This window comes from Pseudomonas sp. TH39(2020) (genome assembly GCF_016650715.1).
GTDB lineage: Bacteria > Pseudomonadota > Gammaproteobacteria > Pseudomonadales > Pseudomonadaceae > Aquipseudomonas > Aquipseudomonas mandelii_C.
The window spans coordinates 598,228-618,135 of the sequence record NZ_JAEKFF010000008.1; the positions used below are offsets into that span (position 1 = coordinate 598,228).

Annotated in this window: 21 protein-coding genes; 9 read left to right on the top strand and 12 right to left on the bottom strand. The window is 57.8% G+C overall.

Features of this window, described 5'->3' with window-relative positions; all coding sequences use genetic code 11:
* Positions 1-77: 77 nt before the first annotated feature.
* Positions 78-746, bottom strand: coding sequence for a hypothetical protein (locus tag JFU47_RS31055; RefSeq protein ID WP_201188102.1), 669 nt, complete (start codon positions 744-746; stop codon positions 78-80).
* A 574-nt stretch (positions 747-1,320) separates the two neighbouring features.
* On the opposite strand from JFU47_RS31055, the gene JFU47_RS31060 reads away from it, so the two are divergent.
* On the top strand, positions 1,321-1,593 hold the full coding sequence (locus JFU47_RS31060; protein ID WP_134098894.1) for a hypothetical protein: 273 nt from the start codon (positions 1,321-1,323) through the stop codon (positions 1,591-1,593).
* 141 nt (positions 1,594-1,734) lie between these two features.
* Here the strand turns inward: JFU47_RS31060 and JFU47_RS31065 are convergent, their stop codons facing one another.
* On the bottom strand, positions 1,735-2,589 hold the full coding sequence (locus JFU47_RS31065; protein WP_201188105.1) for a LysR substrate-binding domain-containing protein: 855 nt from the start codon (positions 2,587-2,589) through the stop codon (positions 1,735-1,737).
* A 105-nt stretch (positions 2,590-2,694) separates the two neighbouring features.
* Between JFU47_RS31065 and JFU47_RS31070 the strand changes: the two genes are divergently transcribed.
* The gene (locus JFU47_RS31070; protein WP_201188107.1) at positions 2,695-3,390 is read left to right on the top strand and encodes an FMN-dependent NADH-azoreductase; all 696 of its coding nucleotides are present in this window, start codon (positions 2,695-2,697) and stop codon (positions 3,388-3,390) included.
* Here JFU47_RS31070 and JFU47_RS31075 read toward each other — a convergent pair.
* Both JFU47_RS31075 and JFU47_RS31080 read right to left on the bottom strand, forming a co-directional pair.
* The gene (locus JFU47_RS31075; RefSeq protein WP_201188109.1) at positions 3,367-3,693 is read right to left on the bottom strand and encodes an AzlD domain-containing protein; all 327 of its coding nucleotides are present in this window, start codon (positions 3,691-3,693) and stop codon (positions 3,367-3,369) included. The two genes, JFU47_RS31070 and JFU47_RS31075, sit on opposite strands and share 24 nt — an antisense overlap.
* Positions 3,690-4,430 carry an AzlC family ABC transporter permease gene (locus JFU47_RS31080; RefSeq protein WP_201188111.1) on the bottom strand — a complete coding sequence of 247 codons (741 nt, stop codon included), beginning with the start codon at positions 4,428-4,430 and terminating at the stop codon, positions 3,690-3,692. The genes JFU47_RS31075 and JFU47_RS31080 overlap by 4 nt, the downstream gene beginning before the upstream one ends.
* A 146-nt stretch (positions 4,431-4,576) precedes the next feature.
* Here JFU47_RS31080 and JFU47_RS31085 point away from each other — a divergent pair, with 146 nt between their 5' ends.
* The gene (locus JFU47_RS31085) at positions 4,577-5,530 is read left to right on the top strand and encodes a LysR family transcriptional regulator (protein WP_201188535.1); all 954 of its coding nucleotides are present in this window, start codon (positions 4,577-4,579) and stop codon (positions 5,528-5,530) included.
* Between the two features lie 49 nt (positions 5,531-5,579).
* On the opposite strand, the gene JFU47_RS31090 is transcribed toward JFU47_RS31085, so the two are convergent.
* Complete coding sequence (locus JFU47_RS31090; protein ID WP_201188113.1) at positions 5,580-5,924, bottom strand: cupin domain-containing protein; 345 nt, start codon at positions 5,922-5,924, stop codon at positions 5,580-5,582.
* 198 nt (positions 5,925-6,122) lie between these two features.
* Here JFU47_RS31090 and JFU47_RS31095 point away from each other — a divergent pair, with 198 nt between their 5' ends.
* Both JFU47_RS31095 and JFU47_RS31100 read left to right on the top strand, forming a co-directional pair.
* On the top strand, positions 6,123-6,569 hold the full coding sequence (locus tag JFU47_RS31095) for a GNAT family N-acetyltransferase (RefSeq protein ID WP_201188115.1): 447 nt from the start codon (positions 6,123-6,125) through the stop codon (positions 6,567-6,569).
* Between the two features lie 207 nt (positions 6,570-6,776).
* Positions 6,777-7,259, top strand: a complete 483-nt coding sequence (locus JFU47_RS31100) for a GNAT family N-acetyltransferase (RefSeq protein WP_123366404.1) — start codon at positions 6,777-6,779, stop codon at positions 7,257-7,259.
* Between the two features lie 161 nt (positions 7,260-7,420).
* Here the strand turns inward: JFU47_RS31100 and JFU47_RS31105 are convergent, their stop codons facing one another.
* Positions 7,421-8,512: a DUF3616 domain-containing protein gene (locus tag JFU47_RS31105; protein ID WP_201188117.1), complete on the bottom strand. Its 1,092-nt coding sequence runs from the start codon at positions 8,510-8,512 to the stop codon at positions 7,421-7,423.
* A gap of 350 nt (positions 8,513-8,862) precedes the next feature.
* On the opposite strand from JFU47_RS31105, the gene JFU47_RS31110 reads away from it, so the two are divergent.
* Together JFU47_RS31110 and JFU47_RS31115 are read left to right on the top strand one after the other, a co-directional pair.
* The gene (locus JFU47_RS31110; protein ID WP_201188119.1) at positions 8,863-9,531 is read left to right on the top strand and encodes a polysaccharide lyase family 7 protein; all 669 of its coding nucleotides are present in this window, start codon (positions 8,863-8,865) and stop codon (positions 9,529-9,531) included.
* Between the two features lie 267 nt (positions 9,532-9,798).
* Positions 9,799-10,851 carry an alpha/beta hydrolase family protein gene (locus JFU47_RS31115; RefSeq protein WP_201188536.1) on the top strand — a complete coding sequence of 351 codons (1,053 nt, stop codon included), beginning with the start codon at positions 9,799-9,801 and terminating at the stop codon, positions 10,849-10,851.
* 151 nt (positions 10,852-11,002) lie between these two features.
* Here the strand turns inward: JFU47_RS31115 and JFU47_RS31120 are convergent, their stop codons facing one another.
* The 6 genes from JFU47_RS31120 to JFU47_RS31145 form a co-directional block, all read right to left on the bottom strand.
* The gene (locus tag JFU47_RS31120; protein ID WP_201188121.1) at positions 11,003-12,325 is read right to left on the bottom strand and encodes a purine-cytosine permease family protein; all 1,323 of its coding nucleotides are present in this window, start codon (positions 12,323-12,325) and stop codon (positions 11,003-11,005) included.
* A gap of 111 nt (positions 12,326-12,436) precedes the next feature.
* Positions 12,437-13,411, bottom strand: coding sequence for a 5-oxoprolinase subunit C family protein (locus JFU47_RS31125; protein WP_103315990.1), 975 nt, complete (start codon positions 13,409-13,411; stop codon positions 12,437-12,439).
* The gene (locus JFU47_RS31130) at positions 13,408-14,280 is read right to left on the bottom strand and encodes a 5-oxoprolinase subunit B family protein (RefSeq protein ID WP_201188123.1); all 873 of its coding nucleotides are present in this window, start codon (positions 14,278-14,280) and stop codon (positions 13,408-13,410) included. Before JFU47_RS31130 ends, JFU47_RS31125 begins: the two co-directional genes overlap by 4 nt.
* Positions 14,277-15,650, bottom strand: a complete 1,374-nt coding sequence (locus JFU47_RS31135; protein WP_201188125.1) for an acetyl-CoA carboxylase biotin carboxylase subunit — start codon at positions 15,648-15,650, stop codon at positions 14,277-14,279. The genes JFU47_RS31130 and JFU47_RS31135 overlap by 4 nt, the downstream gene beginning before the upstream one ends.
* A gap of 10 nt (positions 15,651-15,660) precedes the next feature.
* On the bottom strand, positions 15,661-15,906 hold the full coding sequence (locus tag JFU47_RS31140; RefSeq protein WP_201188127.1) for an acetyl-CoA carboxylase: 246 nt from the start codon (positions 15,904-15,906) through the stop codon (positions 15,661-15,663).
* Between the two features lie 94 nt (positions 15,907-16,000).
* On the bottom strand, positions 16,001-16,759 hold the full coding sequence (locus JFU47_RS31145; RefSeq protein WP_201188129.1) for a 5-oxoprolinase subunit PxpA: 759 nt from the start codon (positions 16,757-16,759) through the stop codon (positions 16,001-16,003).
* Positions 16,760-16,884: 125 nt separating this feature from the next.
* Here JFU47_RS31145 and JFU47_RS31150 point away from each other — a divergent pair, with 125 nt between their 5' ends.
* Complete coding sequence (locus JFU47_RS31150) at positions 16,885-17,802, top strand: LysR family transcriptional regulator (RefSeq protein ID WP_054598044.1); 918 nt, start codon at positions 16,885-16,887, stop codon at positions 17,800-17,802.
* 304 nt (positions 17,803-18,106) lie between these two features.
* The gene (gene arsA, locus JFU47_RS31155; RefSeq protein WP_201188131.1) at positions 18,107-19,867 is read left to right on the top strand and encodes an arsenical pump-driving ATPase; all 1,761 of its coding nucleotides are present in this window, start codon (positions 18,107-18,109) and stop codon (positions 19,865-19,867) included.
* Positions 19,868-19,908 lie beyond the last annotated feature (41 nt).

A 19,908-nucleotide genomic window follows, 5' to 3' on the forward strand; every position in this document is an offset into this window, starting at 1 on the left:
GAACGAATATTCGACTTCACCTCGTTGTGCCGTGCAATGTGGTCACACTAACTTACGAAGCTCAATTTATCCCTACGCTATGTATTGGGCAGGCTTAAAACCGAGTTAGCTTTCTCAGCGTTTGACTTCAACATGCTTAACCACACTATTCGTTCTTGATCCATGCCCAACTCGGCAAGAGCCTCATCATGCTCTGAAAATTCGAATTTATTATCATGCATTATGCAATAGCACCGCTTGTAAACTTCAAGCAGACAGACCTCCAAGTTAATCACCAGTAAAGAAATCCGAAATAATGAAGTTTTTGCTTCATGTCTTATCAGCAGGTCGAGATCCTTGTTTATATCATCTACATGTCTAAAAACAAGCTTAATCCAGTACCGCTGATCGACGCTGAATGTGTGGGCTATTTCGGAATAATATTTATCCAATAGCGGCAAACTCACTGCTGAGGGCAGGTCGTGTCCAGCTGGACGATTTTTCGTGGCTATTGTTTCGCATATTTCAAGGAGACTTCCCAGCGTATGCTTACATATGTGCATGAGTTCGTGAATATCCTCTTCGCAACAACTCTTCTTCGCAACCTTCGTCTTTGCCTCTTTACGTGTTGTCGAAAAGTAATTTAGACCAAAAGCCAGACCAGCACCGACAATCGTACCCGCCAGCGGTAAAAACTTATCCACCGAAGTTTTCACTGTTGTAGCTTGGATATATGTGAGGCACTGCGCGAAACCATCAATGTCCATGTTCTAGCCGAATCTGTGGGATCAGTGCAGTATGCCATGACAGAATCGATTGAGAAGGTGTTCACCATATGGAAGAGCGATTTCGGTAAATCTACATGGTGCCGAGGAAAAATGACCACTTTCGGCTAAAAGTAACCATGGGCCGAACGTCCGCTTCTAGCCCAGAGTGTGTAAAAACGCTTCGCCAAAATTGAAGTGTGCGCGTCTACGTTAAATCTGAAATTTATCGGCACGTCAGCAGATGTGGATTTCGCGTAGAAGCGCGAGTTCCAGTCCAGTTTTGAGTACCTGTCGCGCTCAAAAACGTTTTTACACAGCCTCGGCCGATACCGGCCGTTCGCCAAAGGCTACTTTGGGCGAACGCTGCCTGCCTTGAACGACCGCGATGCTGGGAGTCTAAGTGCTCTCCAATATCACGCCTTCTTTCCATACCGGTCCTACAGCAACCTCGGAAATCACTCATATCCCCCATAAAGCGATAAAACCTATAGTCCACGCGTCGCCCACCCTGCGACCAGGTTTGGCGACCTGCAGATCGGATCAGCCCCCATTAATCTGATTCGGAGTTTCACCTATGGAAAGATACATGCCCCTAACCGGAATCGACCTGATCCCGGCCTCCCTGCTCATCGACACCCAAGCCCCACTCGACGTCCTGCAAGCCATGGCCGATTACCGCATCCGCACGGTCACGCAGGTGCTGGAGAACATCGCCTACCGCGGCGAACTCGGTTGCGACACGGTGGTGCTGTCGGACTTCTCCAAACTGCTGGCCATTCCGTTACGCGACGGTTGTGACTTGATGGACGTGATCGGCCGGCGCTTGCGAGCGCAGGTGAAGGAGTAAGTAAAAACGGGCGCCATCAAGGCGCCCGTTTTTTGTGTCCATGATCAAAGTGGTTCCCAGCATCCAACAGACGGATGACCTTCCCTCAGGAATGCAAAGACCGCATACCCGAGACGTTCAAGCAGCCCCTCGAAATGACAATCAAGCCCTGCGCGTAGAGCAATACTCCACAATCAGCTGAGTGACCGCTGCCACAATCGCCTGATCCGCGTCAGGCGAGGTGAACAGCCGACATTGCGCATCCGGCAAATCCGGCAACCCTTGTTCAGCCCCAACAACCGCCAATCCATGCCCCAACTGACTGAGTGGCATGGGCGCTACCGCGAAGCCTGCCAGGGCTGCCGCCCGTAACCCGGCGGTGCTGCTGCACAACATCGCCGTGCGTTGGGCGATCCCCGCCTGTGCCAGCCTCGTCAGCGCGGCCTCGCGATAAGGGCACGGCTCGGGGAACAGGGCCAGCGGCAACGGCGTGGGTAACCGGGCGACGGGTTGCGCCGACCAGGCCCACACCAGCGGTTCTTGCCATAGCAACAGCCCCGTTTCGCTGGTTTCGCACAGCGAACCGATGACGACCTCCAGATGCCCTTGCTTCATCAGCGCCAGTAACGTACCCGGAATGTTCACCTGCACTTCGATCTTCATGCCGGGGTACTGCGCTGCGAAATCCTGAACAGTGCGCAGTAATCGAGACTCGACAAAATCTTCGGACACCCCGATCCGCAGTCGCCCGTGAAACGGCGTGCGTGTCAGGTCTGTCCAGGCATCACGGTTCAGCGCAAGGATTGTGCGCGCATAAGAGACCAGGCGCTCGCCATCGGCCGTCAATTGCTGGGAACGGGTGGTGCGCGTCAACAGGGGTTTACCAATCTGTTCTTCCAATCGGCGCACATGGCCACTGACCGCCGACTGAGTCAGGTGCAGCTTCTCGGCTGCACGGCTGAAACCGTCTTCATCGACGACGGTGACAAATGTCTTGAGTAGCAGAGCATCAAACATAGTTTTATTCGTGATCAATCGAGTAGTAATTTACGATTTATATTTCAAATCCAACTATGTTGCAATGCTCCCACCTGCCCTGCCCCCCATCATTCGAGGTGTGCCATGACGACTCTTCTCCATATTCAGTGTTCTCCCCGCAAGCAGCGTTCGGCTTCCCTTGAAGTCGCCCGCAGCTTCATTGCGCGTTATCAAGCCAACACCCCGGACACCGAAATCATCACCCTCGACCTCTGGAACCTGGCGCTGCCGGAATTCGATGATCTGGCCATGGAAGCCAAATACGCCGGGCTCAATGGCACGCCATTGACCCCCGCACAACAAGATGCCTGGAACACGTTAAAAGCGTTGGCCAGTCACCTGCACCGCGCGGATGTGCTCGTGATGTCCGTACCGCTGTGGAATTTCAGCATCCCGTACAAACTCAAGCACTTCATCGACCTGGTATCGCAGAAAGACATCCTGTTCAGCGTTGACCCGGAACGCGGTCTGGAAGGCATGCTGCACAACAAACTCGCCGTGGTGATGTACGCCCGCGGTCTGGATTTTTCGGCGCAGTCGAGCACACCGGCGGAGCGCTTCGACTTCCAGAAGCCTTACGTGGAAGCCTGGCTGAAATTTATCGGCGTCACGGATGTGCATTCGGTGATTGTGGAGAAAACCATCCTGGGGGAAGACGTTGATCGACGCGCGCGTGAGGACGCGACTCAGCAGGCCAGGCGCCTGGCAGACAGTTTGTCGCTGACGCTTCAGGCCCCCCGGCTGCACATCGATTCATTACAAACCGACATACTTGAATAGCCACAGCCCTCCCATCCCGACCGCCAGCGTCAGGAGCGTATTGCGAGTCTGCCAAGCGACCCAGGCCGCAATAATGGCGGCGGGTATCTGGGGGTTATTCAACACGAATTCCCCCTGCCCGTTGGGGTACACCACGGCGGGCAGTACAAGGGCCGCCAGCACACTCGCCGGTACGTAAAGCAAGGCCCGACTCAGCACTGACGGGATGCGCAACCGGCCATACAGTTCGACAAAGGAAAGACGCATGGCGAAGGTTCCCAAACCGACCGCCAGGAACATCCCCCACAAGGCTAGATCACTCATGGTGTCTCCCTCTCGACGTCATGGGTCAGCGCATCGCTCAATGGGCGTTTGCGAATGCTCTCGATCAACAGACCCGCGATGACACCGCCGATGGAAGCGGTTACCAGTCCAAGGTTGTAGGGCATATTCACCGCAACCACGGCGAGCAACCCGCCGACCGAGGCGGCGGCCAGGCTCGCCGCGCTGCGTATGCCGGGAACCAGAAGCGCCAGAAAAGAAAGCGGTATGGCAAAGCTCAATGACCAGGTTTCGGGGATGCTTGCGCCCAGGTAGATGCCCGCCAATACCGACAATTGCCAGGTCAGCCACATGGCAGCGGCGGTGCCGGCATAGTAGTGGTGAGCGAATTGACCCAGTTCGCCAGAGGAAAGCTTGAGACTGAACAGTGCGTAGGACTGGTCAGAAAGCATGTAGGACACCGGCCACGTCCAGCGCCGGGGCAAGTGGTGCAGATGGGGGGCCAGTGACGCGCTGTACATGATGAAGCGCAAGTTGATGACCAGGGCGGTCACCACAATCGCCAGCGGCACAACGCCCGTATGGAGCAGTTGCAGCGCAACCATCTGAGCGGACCCAGAGTAGAACAGCAGCGTCATGCCCATGGTCGTGCCGGGCGACAGGCCCATGTTGATCGCCATGACCCCCGTCAGCAAGCCGAAAGGAACGACTCCGGGACTCAATGGAATGAGCGCCCGGACACCTTGCATGAACGCTTCCCTTCCTGATTGGTACGGCATTTCGTCTCCTTGTTTTGTGTTTGCGCCACCCGTTTGATCGACCGTTGACTGGCCCGTGGTCCGCAGCCCATCGTGCGGTAGAGTGTGGACCCGTAGCCCGATGGGCAGAACCGACTTTTTTTTCGAGAATACAGGTAGTTTTTGTTATGGCTAAAAGCTCCCAGCCTGATCAGGCCCTGCTCTCAATGCCGTCCTTCAAGGCCATGAGATCCTTCGTGGCCGCCGCCAAGTATCGGAACTTTACCCGGGCCGCCGAGGCGTTGTGCGTCACACAGGCGGCTATCAGCCGTCAGATTCGCGAGCTTGAACTCTACTTGGGAACGGAGTTGTTCACACGTACCGGGAGGGAAGTCAGGCTGACAGCGTCGGGCACCGCACTCTTCGACGCTGCACAACTGTCCCTGCTCAACATCTTTCAAGCAACCGAAAGAATCCGCCGGGAAAAAAGCGATAAGCGCACCCTGACCCTTTGCTGCTCACCCGCCTTATCGGCGCTTTGGTTATCCCACCGACTGAAAGACTTCTTCAGCGCCAACCCCGATGTCGATTTGAATGTCATCACCACCCAGCATTTTCTGGTGATGGAGCCCGGGATAAATCCGGATATCTTCATCACCAAGAACAGTGATCTGCGCCCCGACTATCTGCGAATACCCTTGTTTCATGAAGTCGTCTATCCCGTGTGCACACCTCGTTATCTGGAGGCTCATCCAGAACTCAGCACCCTGGAGGGCATGCGCAACAGCGTCCTGCTGGACCTGAACCCTTATGGCCGTTCCCAGCTGTCAGAACAGGTCGACTGGAATGTGTGGTTCGCTTTCCAGTCCCATGATCTACAGATTCCGGCCTCGGAAAACCCGCACTATTTCAGCAGCAACGACTACAGCCTTCTCGTGCAAATGGCGCTGGATGATCAGGGGCTCGCCTTGGGCTGGGATCATTTGGTGAGACATCTGGTACAGCAGGGGCGCCTGGTTCGGCCGGTGCCAGAGGAGCTGACGCTCAGGGAGGCGGTTCAGTATTTGATGATCAATGAGAAGAAGGCGGAGGACCCGGCGTGTGGGCGCTTGAAGGATTGGCTGATTGCTCAGTTCAAGTGAGACCAGGGGACACGACTACAAAATACGTCTGTCCCTTTTGGTCCCGTGCTTACTCTTGCCTGACAATATCGACCGAGATCTCCACCGCCGCAATCGTGCCTCTGTTCTCAAGCCAGTGTGTGGTGTTCCTGTCCTCGGGCCAGCCCACTCCCGGCCCATAATCCGTGGCGACTCCATTTCGATGGTCAGTGATCGTTCCTTGCAGAATGTAGACGGTGCCGGGTCTGTCGATATGGTTGTGAATCGGCCCGAAGACGCCTCCGGGCTCGATGGTCACCCTGCGCATTCTGAGTTGGCGCCCTGCCATACCCTCGATCTCAGGACCCAGGTCAATCGTTGCCAGTAACTTCACCGTAACGCCTTTCGTCTCAGCTGCCGCCTGTTCGTCGCTCATCGCGCGCTCCTCTCTGTATGTACAGGGCCTAACTAGAAGTAGAGACCGTAAAAGGAGTGATCAGGCGGGAGGCGACAAAGGGTCGATTGCCGCCCTTCGCGAGAGGCTGTTATCGGCCAGCGGTCACTCGCAGACCCTTTGAGGTAGTGTGTCGAATTGAACCATTGAAGCTTCCCCCCTTTCACTTGAGGATCTCTAATGACAAACCAATCCGCTATTGTCGAGGTGGTTCAAGAAACCGATCCTATACTGCTCAGATCTTTGAATGACCTTCTCCCACAGCTTTCCAAAAACGCTCAAGCGATGACAATGGATGATTTGAAGCAGATCGTGGATTCAGAGTGCTCCCATTTATTTGTCGTGAGAGCAGCAAGTGGAGGAAGCATTTTGGGTGCGCTAACCCTAATTCATTTTCGTATTCCAACAGGCGTTCGTGCTTGGATCGAAGACGTCGTGGTAGATGCCAGTGCTCGAGGTCAAGGGGTCGGTAAAGCACTCATAGAAGCAGCAATAGAAAAAAGCCGTGATCTCGGCGCGAAAACACTGGATTTAACATCCAACCCAGATCGTGAATCTGCCCATCGCTTGTACGAGGGGGCAGGATTTTCGGTCCGTACAACAAAGGTTTACCGACATATCAAATGACTGATGGATAGTCCTTCAACGCATGGCGATCACTCTTGCGTGCAGGAGCGTCCGGAATGGCTACTTTCGGCCTGCGGATTTAGCCAATCTGTTGCATCGACCGGTTGAATCCACAGCCCCAAAGCAGCCATTGGAATATCATCCCTGCCATGAGACAAAGACCGGGAGCCCTGCGAACCACCACATAATCAAGGAGAGTTGCACATCATGGACGAAGCCATTACTTACCGAGCTGCAACGGTAGAAGACGCATTGAGCATTTGTGAGTTGGGACAATTGCTTAACGCGGTGCACCACGCTGCCCGTCCCGATATTTACGCGGCTGCCACCCAAGACTTTTCGCGCGACCTTCCTCACTGGTCAGGTCTTTTCGAGAAACCGGGTCAGGTTGTATTCATCGCGAATGTCGGTCACCAGGCCGCAGCCTTCATTACTGCCAGCCTGTCGGCAAGCTCTGGGCCACTGATGCAACCGCTGAATGTTGTTCGCATCGGATCGATATGTGTTGCCGAGCAATTTTGGGGGAAAGGTATTGGACGTAGGCTTATTCAGCTCGTTAAAAACTGGGCAATCGAAAATGACGCTCAGGACTTGAGGTTGTCCGTCTGGCCGTTCAATGCACGTGCTGCTCGCATGTACACAGAGTTCGGGTTTGAGACTCGTGCTTTCGAGATGGGAATGCGTCTGTAAAGGCGACTCACCTAAAGGTGAAAAGAGGTTCGAGGGACTTTGGCTGGGTCATTCGTAACTGACAACTTTCGGCCAGAAGCGGTCCGGGCCATCCAGTCACCGAAGACAATGAAGCCTCAGACAAACTGATCTACAGGCCGCGTTGACGTCGATGTGCGTGGCTAATCCAGGATGAACAGGTCCCCTTCCACATCCGTATCGCCGTGTTTACGACTCTCCGCCGCAGAGTCGTAGACGATCATCAGAACCTCCCCAGGCTGCTCGCCCGATTGGAACAGACACATGCCCTCAGCGTGATCGTTGCCTTGCCCGAAAGGCACCTCCAGCACCTTCTCCAATTGATCGGTGAAGACCACGCTTTCCTCGTCGGACGCGAAACCGCCGCGCCAGCGGAAGACCGTTACCGGACCGTCCTGCTCCATGGTGGGGCCCGCCAGGATCAGCAGATCGTCACCGCGAGTGCACAGGTCACGCAAGCCCAGGCCATTGAGCGCGAAGAAGTGTTTGCGGTAGCGGCGCCCATCCGGACCGATCTTCTTCAGCACCAGCGTGTCAGACGAGGCGTCGGTCAGCTCGGGTTCGATCTCCAACAACACGGCCCAGCCGCGTAGCACCGGTCCACGCAGCCCCAGCAGAAGGCGCGAGCCGATCATCACCAACCCTTCGATATCGAAGCCGTTGTCCTTACCCGGGATACGCAGGAAGTCGCGTAGCTGAGGATCTTCAGCAATGGCCGCGGTCAGGTCGTTACCGACTTCGTTGCCCTGCAGCTGCGCCGCTGTACGTCCATCGGCATCCACTTTCCTGGCGAGTACATAGCTGTCGTTCTGCTGCACCACAGGGATACGGGCCAGCAGAAAACGATTGCCGTGCGCCTCTACCGTCGACAGGCGCTTGATATTCTTCTGTGCAGAAGTGCCGGCCTCGGACTTCTTGCGCTTCAGGCTATGGGAGCCCACCACCCAGAGGTAACCACTGTCAGGGACATAGGCCAAACCCTCGATATCGATCTCGGCGTCTTGTTTCGGTATGGGCAGATCCAGATATTCCAGGAGCGGAAACGATTGGTGCTCGTCGCACATTACGACGCCGCCGGGCGCAGCATCCTGGATTTTCAGGCGTTCCAGGCTCGTGGTTTCGTCGTTCGCCACCCAGAGTGTGTCGTCAATCTGCTGAGCGACCGAAAGGCCATCGCGCAACGACGCAAACGCCGGATCAAAGCTCAACAGCGCAAAATTGCTTCGGTGGCTCATGAGCTGTCTCCTGTCTTTATGGCGCGGCGCGCCGGTTATTTAGAACCGGATTCTGCGCGTGTTCTTCGTCCAGTGCATGCACTCGTCCTGGCCGACCCTTCACCGCTGATGGCTTAGGTCCCTTCGCTGTAGCAGCTAAGCAAACCGGATTAGTTCCATCAATTTCCAAAATAGCCGACTAACGGTAACCCCCGTAGGCACAAAGCCTGCACCAAACACCTCGACGAACATTTGACGTCAATCTACCGCCATACGGATTTCCTAATCAGCAGACCCAACTGACACAGCTCAATAGCGCAGGTTCGAGCGCAACTGTGGCCGCAACTTTCTCCGCATACAGGATTCTTGACATGATCGACCTCGCCACTTGGAATTTGAGCATCCCTGAAGGCAGCCCACCGGCCACCATAGAAACGCCTCGATTGGCGCAAGGCTTCAAGGACCAGTATTTCAGTTCTGAAGCCGCTACCCTTTCCTTCTGGGCACCTGTGACCGGTTCCAGGACGGCCAACGCTATTTACCCGCGCAGCGAGTTGCGGGAAACCTATAGCGATGGAACGGTGCGCAACTGGCAGTATTCAGCGGCGGATAACATTCTGCGGGCGAGTCTGACCGTCAATCAGGTTCCGAGCACCGGCAAGATCGTGATTGGCCAGATTCACAACAAGGACAGCAACAACCCCATGGTGAAGCTGGAATACCAGTACAAAACGTCGACTTCGACGGGAAACATTGTCGCCAAGGTGCGCATGCGTCCCGACGATGAAGAAGGCCAGGTCATTACCATTGCGACGGGGGTGCCGCTCAACAGCAACTTTTCCTACCAGATCCACCTTAGCCCGAAGGGCGCGCTGGGCATCAGCGCAGTAGGATACAACTGGAGAACCACCATCGACCCGAGCTGGAAGACCAAACCACTGTATTTCAAAGCGGGTGCGTATGTGCAGGACAACACCGGCTATCCCACCGAGGGCGGAAAAGTGACGTTCAGGATGCTGGAGATCCAGCACAACATTTAGTCGCTTCTTTAGGTCACTACCGTTGGCACGCCGATCCGAAGGGGCGAAGACTTTAGTGGATTTCCTCGTCGATCGGCTACCAGTTCAACCTTCTCGCTAAAGACCACGAATAGGTTAACGATCAAAGTTATGCGCGGCGGTTCGAATATGGGCTTTAATGTCCGTGCTTATATACCGCCACATTAGCTTCGACTCCCTACGAAGGTGGATTCGCCTAACGGCGGGTTCTGGTTGCTATGCACTTGTCTAATCAAGGAAGAAACGACATTGAAAATAGCTTTTGGCGCCCTGTTGTTGAGCTGGCTGACTACCATCGCACTCGCTGACGAGAACCCTGTCGGCTTCCACTCTTCCACACTGGCGGACTCGCACAATGACCACTCACTGGAGATGGTCGTCTGGTACCCCAGTGCAACTACCGCCGCCACGCAATTGATTGGCGATGATGTGGTGTTCGTCGGGGCTTCTGCCGTTCGTGACGCGCCGCCCGCTGCTGGCAAGCATCCATTGTTGGTGCTCTCCCACGGGTACCGAGGTAACTGGAGCAACCAGATCTGGCTTGCCAGTGCTCTGGCTCATAGAGGTTACATCGTCGCCGCAATCAATCACCCTGGCACCACCACTCATGACCGTAGCCCTCAAGCAGCGGCGCAGTTATGGCAGCGGCCCATTGATGTGCGTCGAGCCATTGATGGGGTCACGACTCAACCTGAAAAATTCGGCTTGGTCGCCAATGACCGAATTGCAGTAGTGGGCCATTCACTCGGCGGCTGGACCGCCCTGGAGATCGCCGGTGCTCGTTTCGATCCAGACCGCTTCGCCCATGACTGCAAAGCCCACCCGCAGTTAGCAAGTTGCACCGTCTATGGAAAGATAAACCCTGCAAGCACCTCAGAATCAAAGGCCGCGTTGGCCGCCGATTTGCGCGATAAACGCGTCACTGCTGTGGTTACCTTGGACCTGGGCCTTTCACGGGGCATGACCGATGAAAGCCTGGCCGCGCTGCCGGTACCAACGCTGGTGATCGCCGCCGGCGTACCGTCGCGCGAGCTTCCCGCTGAGTTGGAGTCTGCCAACCTGGCCAAACGCCTGCCTGCGGCGTCAAGCCGTTACGTCGAAATCAGCGACGCAAGTCATTTCAGTTTCTTGTCGGTGTGCAAACCTGGCGCGCAGGTATTGCTCGAAGAAGATGTACCAGGCGATGGCATCATTTGTCGGGATGGCGACAGCGCTCGCTCGCGTGGGGTGATCCAACAGCAGGTTACATCGCTGATCGACGAGTTTCTTCAGTCATCTATCAACAAAGAAGACAGTTTGTAGAATCGCGGTATGAGACCTGCGGCCCTTCCTGACAGACAACTATCGGCCAGAAGCAGTCACGGGAAACCCATCAGCGAATTCGTAATGAGCTTCCCATTGCCCGCTCTACCTTGTTAGAGCAGGCGGGTACGGGATGAGTGACTGCAAAACTCTAGTCTGCCAACCGTAACCGCAACCGGCTTCGATGGGATAAGCCTGCTTGCAAGGCAAATGCAACTATCACGGTAGATGGCGCGGAAAAGCTGCTCAGGTCGCCGCCGGAAAACATCAACGCAAGACCCAATGCGGTGGCGCCAAACCAGGCCGTCAAGCCCACCGGGTTAAACGCGACCGCCCGTTCGAGCGCTGCCACGTCACTGCGTCCGTAGACAATCTGCGCCAACGCCACACCCACCCAGGCCACCACGAAAATCCCCTGATAGGCCAACGCCTTGAGGATGTAGGCAAACACGTCCGCGAGCATCAAGCCGTAGACGATCACCCCCACCGCCACTGCCCACATCAGGTACGAACCGCGAAGGCCAAATCGACCAAAGAACGCCTGCATGTTCAGGGTCGCCAAGTAATAGTTGGCGGTGTTGATCCGGGTTTGCGTGGCCCAGACAAACAGCAATCCCCACAGGCCCATCAACTGCAAAATCGCCATCACCACCGAGACTTCGTTCAGCGCGCCTTCGTGGGGAATGCTGCTGACCAGGTAAATGCCCGCCGCGCCGTTGAGCAGAAACGTCACCGCGTAGAACGGCATGCCGAAGTTCCAGCGACCGTGGTACTCGGCGTCTTCAGGCTTGCCGAAACGCGCATAGTCGAAGGTGAACAGCATCAACACCCAGACGCCCATGTAGGCGACAAAACAATCCCACCAGCCGAATGCACTAGGCGTTGCCGGGCCGAAATCCAGCCATTGCGGCTGGTAGCCATAACGGCTGATCGATAGCCCCACCGCCACCAGCAAACCACCGAGGTACACCGGCAGCAACACGCCGTTGAGCTTGTCCAGCCAGTGCTGCACGCTGCCCAGGATCATCGGCACGCTGTAGAGCACCACCGCCAATGCCGCCAGCGGATAGACCAGTTCCGGGTACAGGTGATTGAGTGCGACGGCGATCACCGAACCTTCGAACACCGCGTAATAGATCGCGGTCGAGAAGAAAATCAACGTCGCCAGGCACGCCCCGGTGCTGCCGAACAATAGCCGTGAAAACAACGCCACCGACAAGCCGCTGCGAATCGCAAAACGGCTGAGCACGCTGTTGACCAGTCCATAACTGATCACCGACAGGACCATGCCGATCAGCGCATTGCGCGCACCGAACGACAACGCCAATGAAGCACCCACCACGATGTAAAACATCGCACTGCACACTGCCCACCAGGCCATGGTCAGGGACAGTCGGCCCATGCGCGCTTCGGTGGGAACAGGATGATGCGCCGGGTCTTGCCCGGTTTGACTCGATTGCGATAAAGCAGGCATATGCGTGAACTCCAAAACCAGTCAAAGGTTGAAGCGCGGGCAGCCGTCACCGCACCGAAGTGCGGCGTTGGCGTACCGTTTGGCATGGCCCGCGCTAGACGGCGGGCAGAATCAGGAAGGGAACAGCTTGCTCAGGCAGCTGAGTTTTTTCTTATAGGAACGTCGCGCTTCCAGCGCCTCTTCGAGGGTTACCGCGACAAAGCGGGCCTTCTGGTTGGGTTGCATCTGGCCGATCAAATCGAGGTCGGCGCTGATCACCGTGCCAATCATCGCGTAGCCGCCACCGGACACCGCATCACGGTGCAGCACGATGGGTTCGAGCCCGGCGGGCACCTGGATCGAGCCGATCGGGTAACAACTGTCGACGATGTTCGACGGATCGGAACCGGCGCCGAACGGCTGCTCCCGGGGCTGAAAGCTCAGCGCGCTGCCGCCCTTGAAGCGATAGCCGATGCGGTCGGCTTCCGAACCGACCGTCCACGGCTCAGCGAAAAAGCTCTTCGCAGCCGATTCGGTCAAGCGGTGGTAGTACAAACCGGGCACCACCCGCAGGGTGATTTCGCCACCCAATGATTGCCGTAACGCCATGGGCAAACTGGCCCCGGCGCGGCTCTTGCCACTGGCGATGCCCACCGGCAATTCGTCGCCTGCAATCAGGCGTCGCCCCTGAAAACCGCCGAGCGCGCCCAGCGCATAGGTGGAGCGACTGCCGAGCACCACCGGCACATCAATACCGCCGGCCACCGCCACATAAGCGCGGGCACCAGCCTTGGGAAAGTCAAAGCGCAGCACTTGCCCGGCCTTCACGGTGAACGCGGTGTCATGGTGCATTTCCACGCCATCGACCCGTGGCGTCATGTGCGCGCCGCTGACCGCCACCAATGCATCCTGCTGAAACTCCAACTCAGGCCCGAGCAGCGTGCATTCCAGCGCCGCCAAACCTGCCGGGTTGCCGACCAATTGATTGGCCGCGCTCAAGGCGTATTGATCAAGCGCGCCGGACGGCGGAATGCCCAAGTGGTAATACCCTTCGCGGCCCAGGTCTTGTACCGAAGTGGCGAGGCCGGGTTTGAGGACCTTGATCATGCCAACACCTCCTGCAACGACTTGGGATAGCCAACGGGATCGGCGAGGAACGCGTCCAGCGAAAACTCCACCGGCCGAATCCGCAGATCAAAGCAACCGGCTTCCACTTCGGCCACCGCGTGGTCGTAGGCTTCACGGTCCATCGGTTTGAACTGCACGATGTCGCCTGGACGGAAAAACACCATGTGTTCTTTCAGGTACGCGAGGTTCTGTTGCGGGTCGTAGATCGGCGCGGGCGTGACACCAAACATCTGATAACCGCCGGCGCCGCGCACTGAGTAAATGCAACCAAAGCAACCGCCGTGACCAAGGGTCAATTTCGGTGTGTCGGTGCGCGGGCGCAGGTACTTGGGCACCTGCAACTGACGCTCGCGCTCGACCATCTGGAACATGAATGGCAACCCGGCAACGAAGCCGACCATCGAGACAAACCACGGCGCGCCACTGTGGGCCGCGATGAATGCATCGACGTCGGCCAGACCGTTGATTCGTGCGGCGTATTCCAGGTCCGTGGCGCTCGGGTCTTGATGGCGGTCGCGAAAACGCATCAGGGTTTCGTGGGTCCAGGGGTCGTTGTAGAGCACGGGAATCTCGATAATCCGCGTGTGCAACGTGCGCTCGGCGACGGCCCCGGCCTCGGCGATTTTTACCGCTTCGAGCAAGGTGTGAGGGGCGATGCGATCCGGGTCGAAACGAATCTGGAATGACGCGTTAGCCAGGCAGATATCGAGCACGCCATCCAGCGCCAGCCGTTCCACGGCGCGGGTGACGGCCAGACCTTTGAAGAACGCGTCCAGGGACATGCTGTCGCTGACTTCGGCAAACAAATGCTCATCGGCGCCAAAGCTGTAGCGGATGGGAGTACTCATGCTTCACCTCCGCGGCAGCGCTCGGCCAGCCAGGTTTCCAGGGTGCCGGTGTGAAAGTCGGCGCTGTGCAGCCACGGTTGTTCCAGCAGTTCACCGTGCAAGGCCAAGGTGCTGGCCATGCCGGTGAGCGTGGTCCGCCTTACCGCAACCCGCGCACGGGCCAGGGCTTCGGCGCGATCCGCACCGTGAACAATCAACTTCGCCAGCAGCGAGTCATAGTACGGCGGCACGCGGTAGCCTTGATACAGATGTGTGTCGACGCGGATGCCCTCGCCCTGCGGCCAGGTCAGTTCCTCGACCACGCCTGGGCTGGGGAAGAAATCCCGCGCCGGGTCTTCGGCGTTCAGGCGCATTTGCAGGGCGGCGCCGTTGAGTCGGATGTCGCTTTGCTTGAAGCCCAGCGGCTCGCCGCCAGCGATGCGCAACATGGCCTGGACCAGGTCGATGCCCGTGATCAGTTCGCTGACCGGGTGCTCCACCTGAATCCGCGTGTTCATCTCGATAAAGAAGAACTCACCAGTAGCATCGTCATACAGGTATTCCAGGGTGCCGGCGCCCTTGTAGCCCAGGGATTCGGTCAGGCGCACGGCGCTGGCGCACAGCGTTTCCCGTTGCTGCTGGCTGAGGACTGGCGACGGCGCTTCTTCGAAGATTTTCTGCCGGCGCCGTTGCAGCGAACACTCGCGCTCAAACAAATGCACGGCGTGCTGACCGTCGCCCAGCACCTGCACTTCAATATGCCGGGCCCGGCTGATAAACCGCTCCAGGTACACCGCGCCATTGCCAAACGCCGCTTGGGCTTCGCGCTGGGAACGGGGGAATTCTTCGCTCAGTTGCTCGGCGTTTTCCGCCAGCCGAATACCGCGCCCGCCGCCACCGGCCGAAGCTTTGATCAACAGCGGGAAGCCAACGGATTCGGCAGCCTTGAGCGCCGATTCAACGTCGAACAGTTCACCCGGCGAACCCGGCACCACCGGCACGCCAGCGGCTTGCGCCGTGCGCCGCGCCTCGGCTTTATCGCCCATGCGCCGGATCGTCTCCGCGCTCGGGCCGACGAAAATGGCGCCGGCAGCCACCACTGCTTCGGCGAAATCGGCGTTCTCCGACAGAAAGCCGTAACCGGGATGCACTGCGTTGGCGCCCGTGGCTTTCAAGGCGCCGAGCAAGGCCTCGACGTTCAGGTAACTTTTGTCGGCACGGGCCGGGCCGAGAATGTGCACCTCATCGGCCATGCGCGCAGCCTGGGAATCGACGTCCGCCTCGCTGCACGCGGCAACGGTGGGAATCCCCAGTTCCTTGGCAGCGCGGATAATCCGCACGGCGATCTCGCCACGGTTGGCGATCAGCAATTTATGAATGGCGTGGGTCATGATCGCGCCCTCACTCGTCGTCGAGTGTTGCGACGACTTGACCCGGCTCCACCGGATCACCGTCTTCTACCAAAAAGGCATTGAGGCGACCGGCCGTCCCGGCGGTCAGTTCGGAGAACTGCTTCATGACCTCGATCAGGCCAATCACCGTGTCGGCGCTGACCTGCGCGCCAACCTCGACGAAGTTCGCCGATTCCGGGGTGGCTTTGCGGTAGAAGGTTCCCGGCAACGGGGTGATAACAGTGTGTTCGGCCATGTCTGTTCCTCTTGGAATAGTTGTAGAAAGGCAGGCAAAAAGTGAATCGGAGTGCAAACCCTGGCATCTGTGTGCCAGGTGTTTTCGATTGGTCTCAGCGCGGTGCTCGGACCTCTATGCCCGCGCCATCAAGTGCCTTGCGCGTGGCTTCGACCAACGCCAGGGCACCCGGCGTGTCGCTGTGCAAACAGATGGAATCGAATTCAATCGCCAGGTCTTCGCCCTCGACAGTGCGCACCACGCCTTGCTGGCAAGCACGCAGCACTCGCTCGGCGACGTGGGCCGGGTCGTAAGCCCGCACGTTGCGGGTGAAGACGATGGAGCCGCTGAGGTCGTATTCGCGGTCGGCGTAGAACTCGCGGATCACCGGTTGGCCGAGTTCCGTGGCAACCCGCCAGATCACCGAACCGGGCATGCAATACAGCAGCAACTCCGGTTCCAGACGTTGGAGGTTCTCCACCAGCAAACGGGCGGCCTCTTCGTCTCGGGCCAGGTGCATGTAGAGCGCGCCGTGGGGTTTGATGTGTTGCAGGGCCACGCCTTGAACCCGGGCGAGTTCACGCAAGGCGCCCAACTGATAGAGCATGTCGTCGACCAGTTCCTGGGCCGGCGCATTGATGTGCCGACGGCCAAAACCAACCAGGTCGCGAAACCCCGGATGCGCGCCGATGGCCACGCCCAGGCGCTTGGCCTGCTCGACGGTGCGACGCATGGTGCTGGGGTCGCCGGCATGAAAACCGGTGGCGATGTTGGCCGAACTGATAAAGCCCATCAGCTCATTGTCGACGCCATCGCCGATGGTCCAGGGGCCAAAGCCTTCGCCCATGTCCGAGTTGAAATCTACTGCCTGCATGACGCTTGCTCCCGACGCTTGTGACTTCATGCAGGCCAAGTTAGATTCCTGTTAACCCCTTGGGAAGATCTATTATCAGATGGGGTATCTTCTGAAAAACAGATACCTCGTCACCCGGAGTGCTCATGTCCCTGACCCTGCGCCAAGTCCGTTATTTCGTCGCCACCGCCGAGATCGGGCAAATCTCTCAAGCCGCGATTCATTTGAATATTTCCCAGTCGGCGGTGACCACGGCGATCAAGGAACTGGAAAGCATCCTCGGCACGCTGTTGTTCCAGCGCTCGGCCCAGGGCATGAGCCTGACCGACGCCGGGCGGCACTTTTTGAATCGGGCCTACGTGATTTTGCGCAGCGTCGATGACGCGTTGAACAGCCCGTTGCCGGACATCCGCGCCAGTGGTGTATTGCGCTTGGCGGCGAGCTATACGGTGATCGGTTACTTCCTGCCGCACCACCTGCAACGGCTTGAACACTGGCATCCGGACGTGGCCATCGAAGTCCACGAACAAGAGCGGACGGCCATCGAGCAGGGTCTGCTGGAAGGTCGATTCGACATGGCAGTGGTGCTCACCGCGAACCTCACCCACCCGGACATCGTCTCGGAGATTCTCTTCAACTCCGAGCGCCGGTTATGGCTGCCCAGCCGCCATCCCCTGTGCGAGCGTTCGGCAGTCAGCCTCGCCGACGTTGCGAAGGAACCTTACATTCTGCTGACCGTCGACGAAGCCGAACAAAGTGCCATGCGCTACTGGGAACACGCGCGACAGCAGCCAAACGTGCGGGTGCGCACCAGTTCAGTCGAAGCGGTGCGCAGCATGGTCGCCAATGGCAGCGGCGTGGCAATCCTCTCGGACTTGGTGCACCGCCCCTGGTCACTGGAAGGAAAACGCATCGAAACCCTGACAGTCACCGACAAGGTGACGCCGATGAGTGTCGGACTGGCGTGGCATCGCGAGCGCGAATTCAGCCCGGCGATGCAGGCGTTTCGTAACTATTTCCACGATGCATTTTTGGCGCCGCAACAGCTGTCTGCGCGACGCTGAAAACAGCGAAAACCATGCCCTCCTTTTGTGGATTTACGATGAGAGCCTTGGGCCATTTCCGGTCTGTTGTGATGGGAAGATTTTGGCCGTTTTCTGCCCGTCACGAATGACCGGTTTGGGATAGCGGTCGGTCGCGAACAGCTGCTTTCGGCGAAAGCAGCCTATCGTGAGGCACTGCAAACGGCCAAAGTCGGTCACTCGATGGCTAAAACTTTCCGCTTGATTCATAAGATAAAGTGGGAGGTGCTGAACATCGGTCTAAACTCTGAGCCTCAGTTGTGCTCCGCAGGGAGGCTAGCGTGCCATGCAGTCCACCATCAAACTGTTCGATCATCCCACCAAATATATGTTCTTCACTGGCAAGGGCGGGGTTGGCAAAACGTCGGTCTCCACAGCGGTATCAATCGCCTTGGCTGATGCAGGCAAGAAGGTGCTGCTGGTTAGCACAGACGCCGCCTCGAACCTTGATGAGATGCTCGGTGTCGAGCTGAGCAATCAGCCTGTAGCAGTGCCGGACGTGCCTGGAATGTTCGTGCTCAACATCGACCCCGGGACCGCTGCCATCGACTACCGATCCCGGGTGGTTGAGCAAATGGGCTCCCAGGCCAGCGATCAAGATATTGCTCTGGTGCGCGAGCAACTCTCGGGGGCATGCACGACCGAAATCGCAACCTTCGATGAGTTCTCCCACCTCCTGTCTCAAGGCGGCGCGGACTATGACCACGTCGTGTTCGATACCGCTCCCACAGGACACACGCTCAGGCTGTTGAGCCTGCCAAAAGCGTGGAGCGGATTTCTGGAAGGCAATGATCGTGGTGCGTCATGTCTGGGGCCGCACTCGGGTTTGAAAATGCAGGAGCAGCTTTTCAATCAGGCGTTGACTGCGCTCAATAATCCAGCCCTGACCACCGTCGTGCTAGTGGCTCGCCCTGACAAAGGCGCGCTCGGTGAGGCCGCGCGATCCTCTGACGAGCTTCGTGAATTGGGTCTGGAAAACCAACGTCTAGTGGTGAACGCTGTATTCAAACGCAGCGACTTGAATGATCCGATCGCAGCAGCCATCGAAGCCATCGGCCAGCAGGCGCTCGACGAGATGCCAGCTTCGTTGCGCCAGCTTGCAGTCGACTACATTCCGCTCAAGGCTGTGGATTCCGTTGGCTTGCCGGCACTACGCGGGCTGCTTGCCCCGGAGTTTACTCGGCCAACTAGCACTTTAACCCACGAGCCCTCACGCCTCGAACATCACAAACTCTCGGAACTGGTTGCCGAGCTTGCGAATGACGAACGCGGGTTGATCATGGTCATGGGCAAAGGGGGGGTTGGCAAAACAACCATTGCCGCCGCTATCGCGCTTGGCCTGGTGCAGCACGGCAAGTCCGTGCATTTGAGCACGACGGATCCTGCGGCGCATCTGACGATGACCCTCAATGCCGATGTTCAAGGGCTCAGCGTCGGCCGCATCGACCCGAAGGTCGAAACCCAAAAATACGTCGACAAGATCGTAGCTTCCCGCGCTTCGACCCTGACGGAAGATGAAATAGCCTTGCTCATTGAGGATCTGCGCTCGCCCTGCACCGAAGAGGTCGCCGTCTTCCATGCTTTCTCCCGCGTGGTTTCTCAAGCCAGGACCTCGTTCGTGGTGCTGGACACCGCTCCCACGGGTCATTCGCTACTATTGATGGATGCCACAGGCGCCTATCACCGTCAGATGGTTAGGGAATTCAAAGGCCAAGCCTCGGACCACATCGTCACGCCATTAATGCGCCTGCAAGATGCGCACTACACCAAAATCCTCCTCGTGACGCTGCCCGAAGCCACGCCGGTGTCTCAGGCGGCAGCGCTGCAAGATGACTTGCGCAGGGCCAGCATCGAACCGTTTGCATGGGTGGTCAATAAGTCGCTATTGGCCACAGACACCATCGACCCGCTGCTGCGAGCGCGCCTGGATAGCGAGCAAAAACAGATGACGCGAGTAGCCGACCAAACCAGCCATGCTTTCATTGTGGTGCCCTGGACGGCGGAGCCGCCTGTTGGCGTCGCTGCGCTAAAGCACCTGCTGGATTGACGCGCCAGCGTCGGCTCGACGCCCTGTCTCTACTGGAGAAA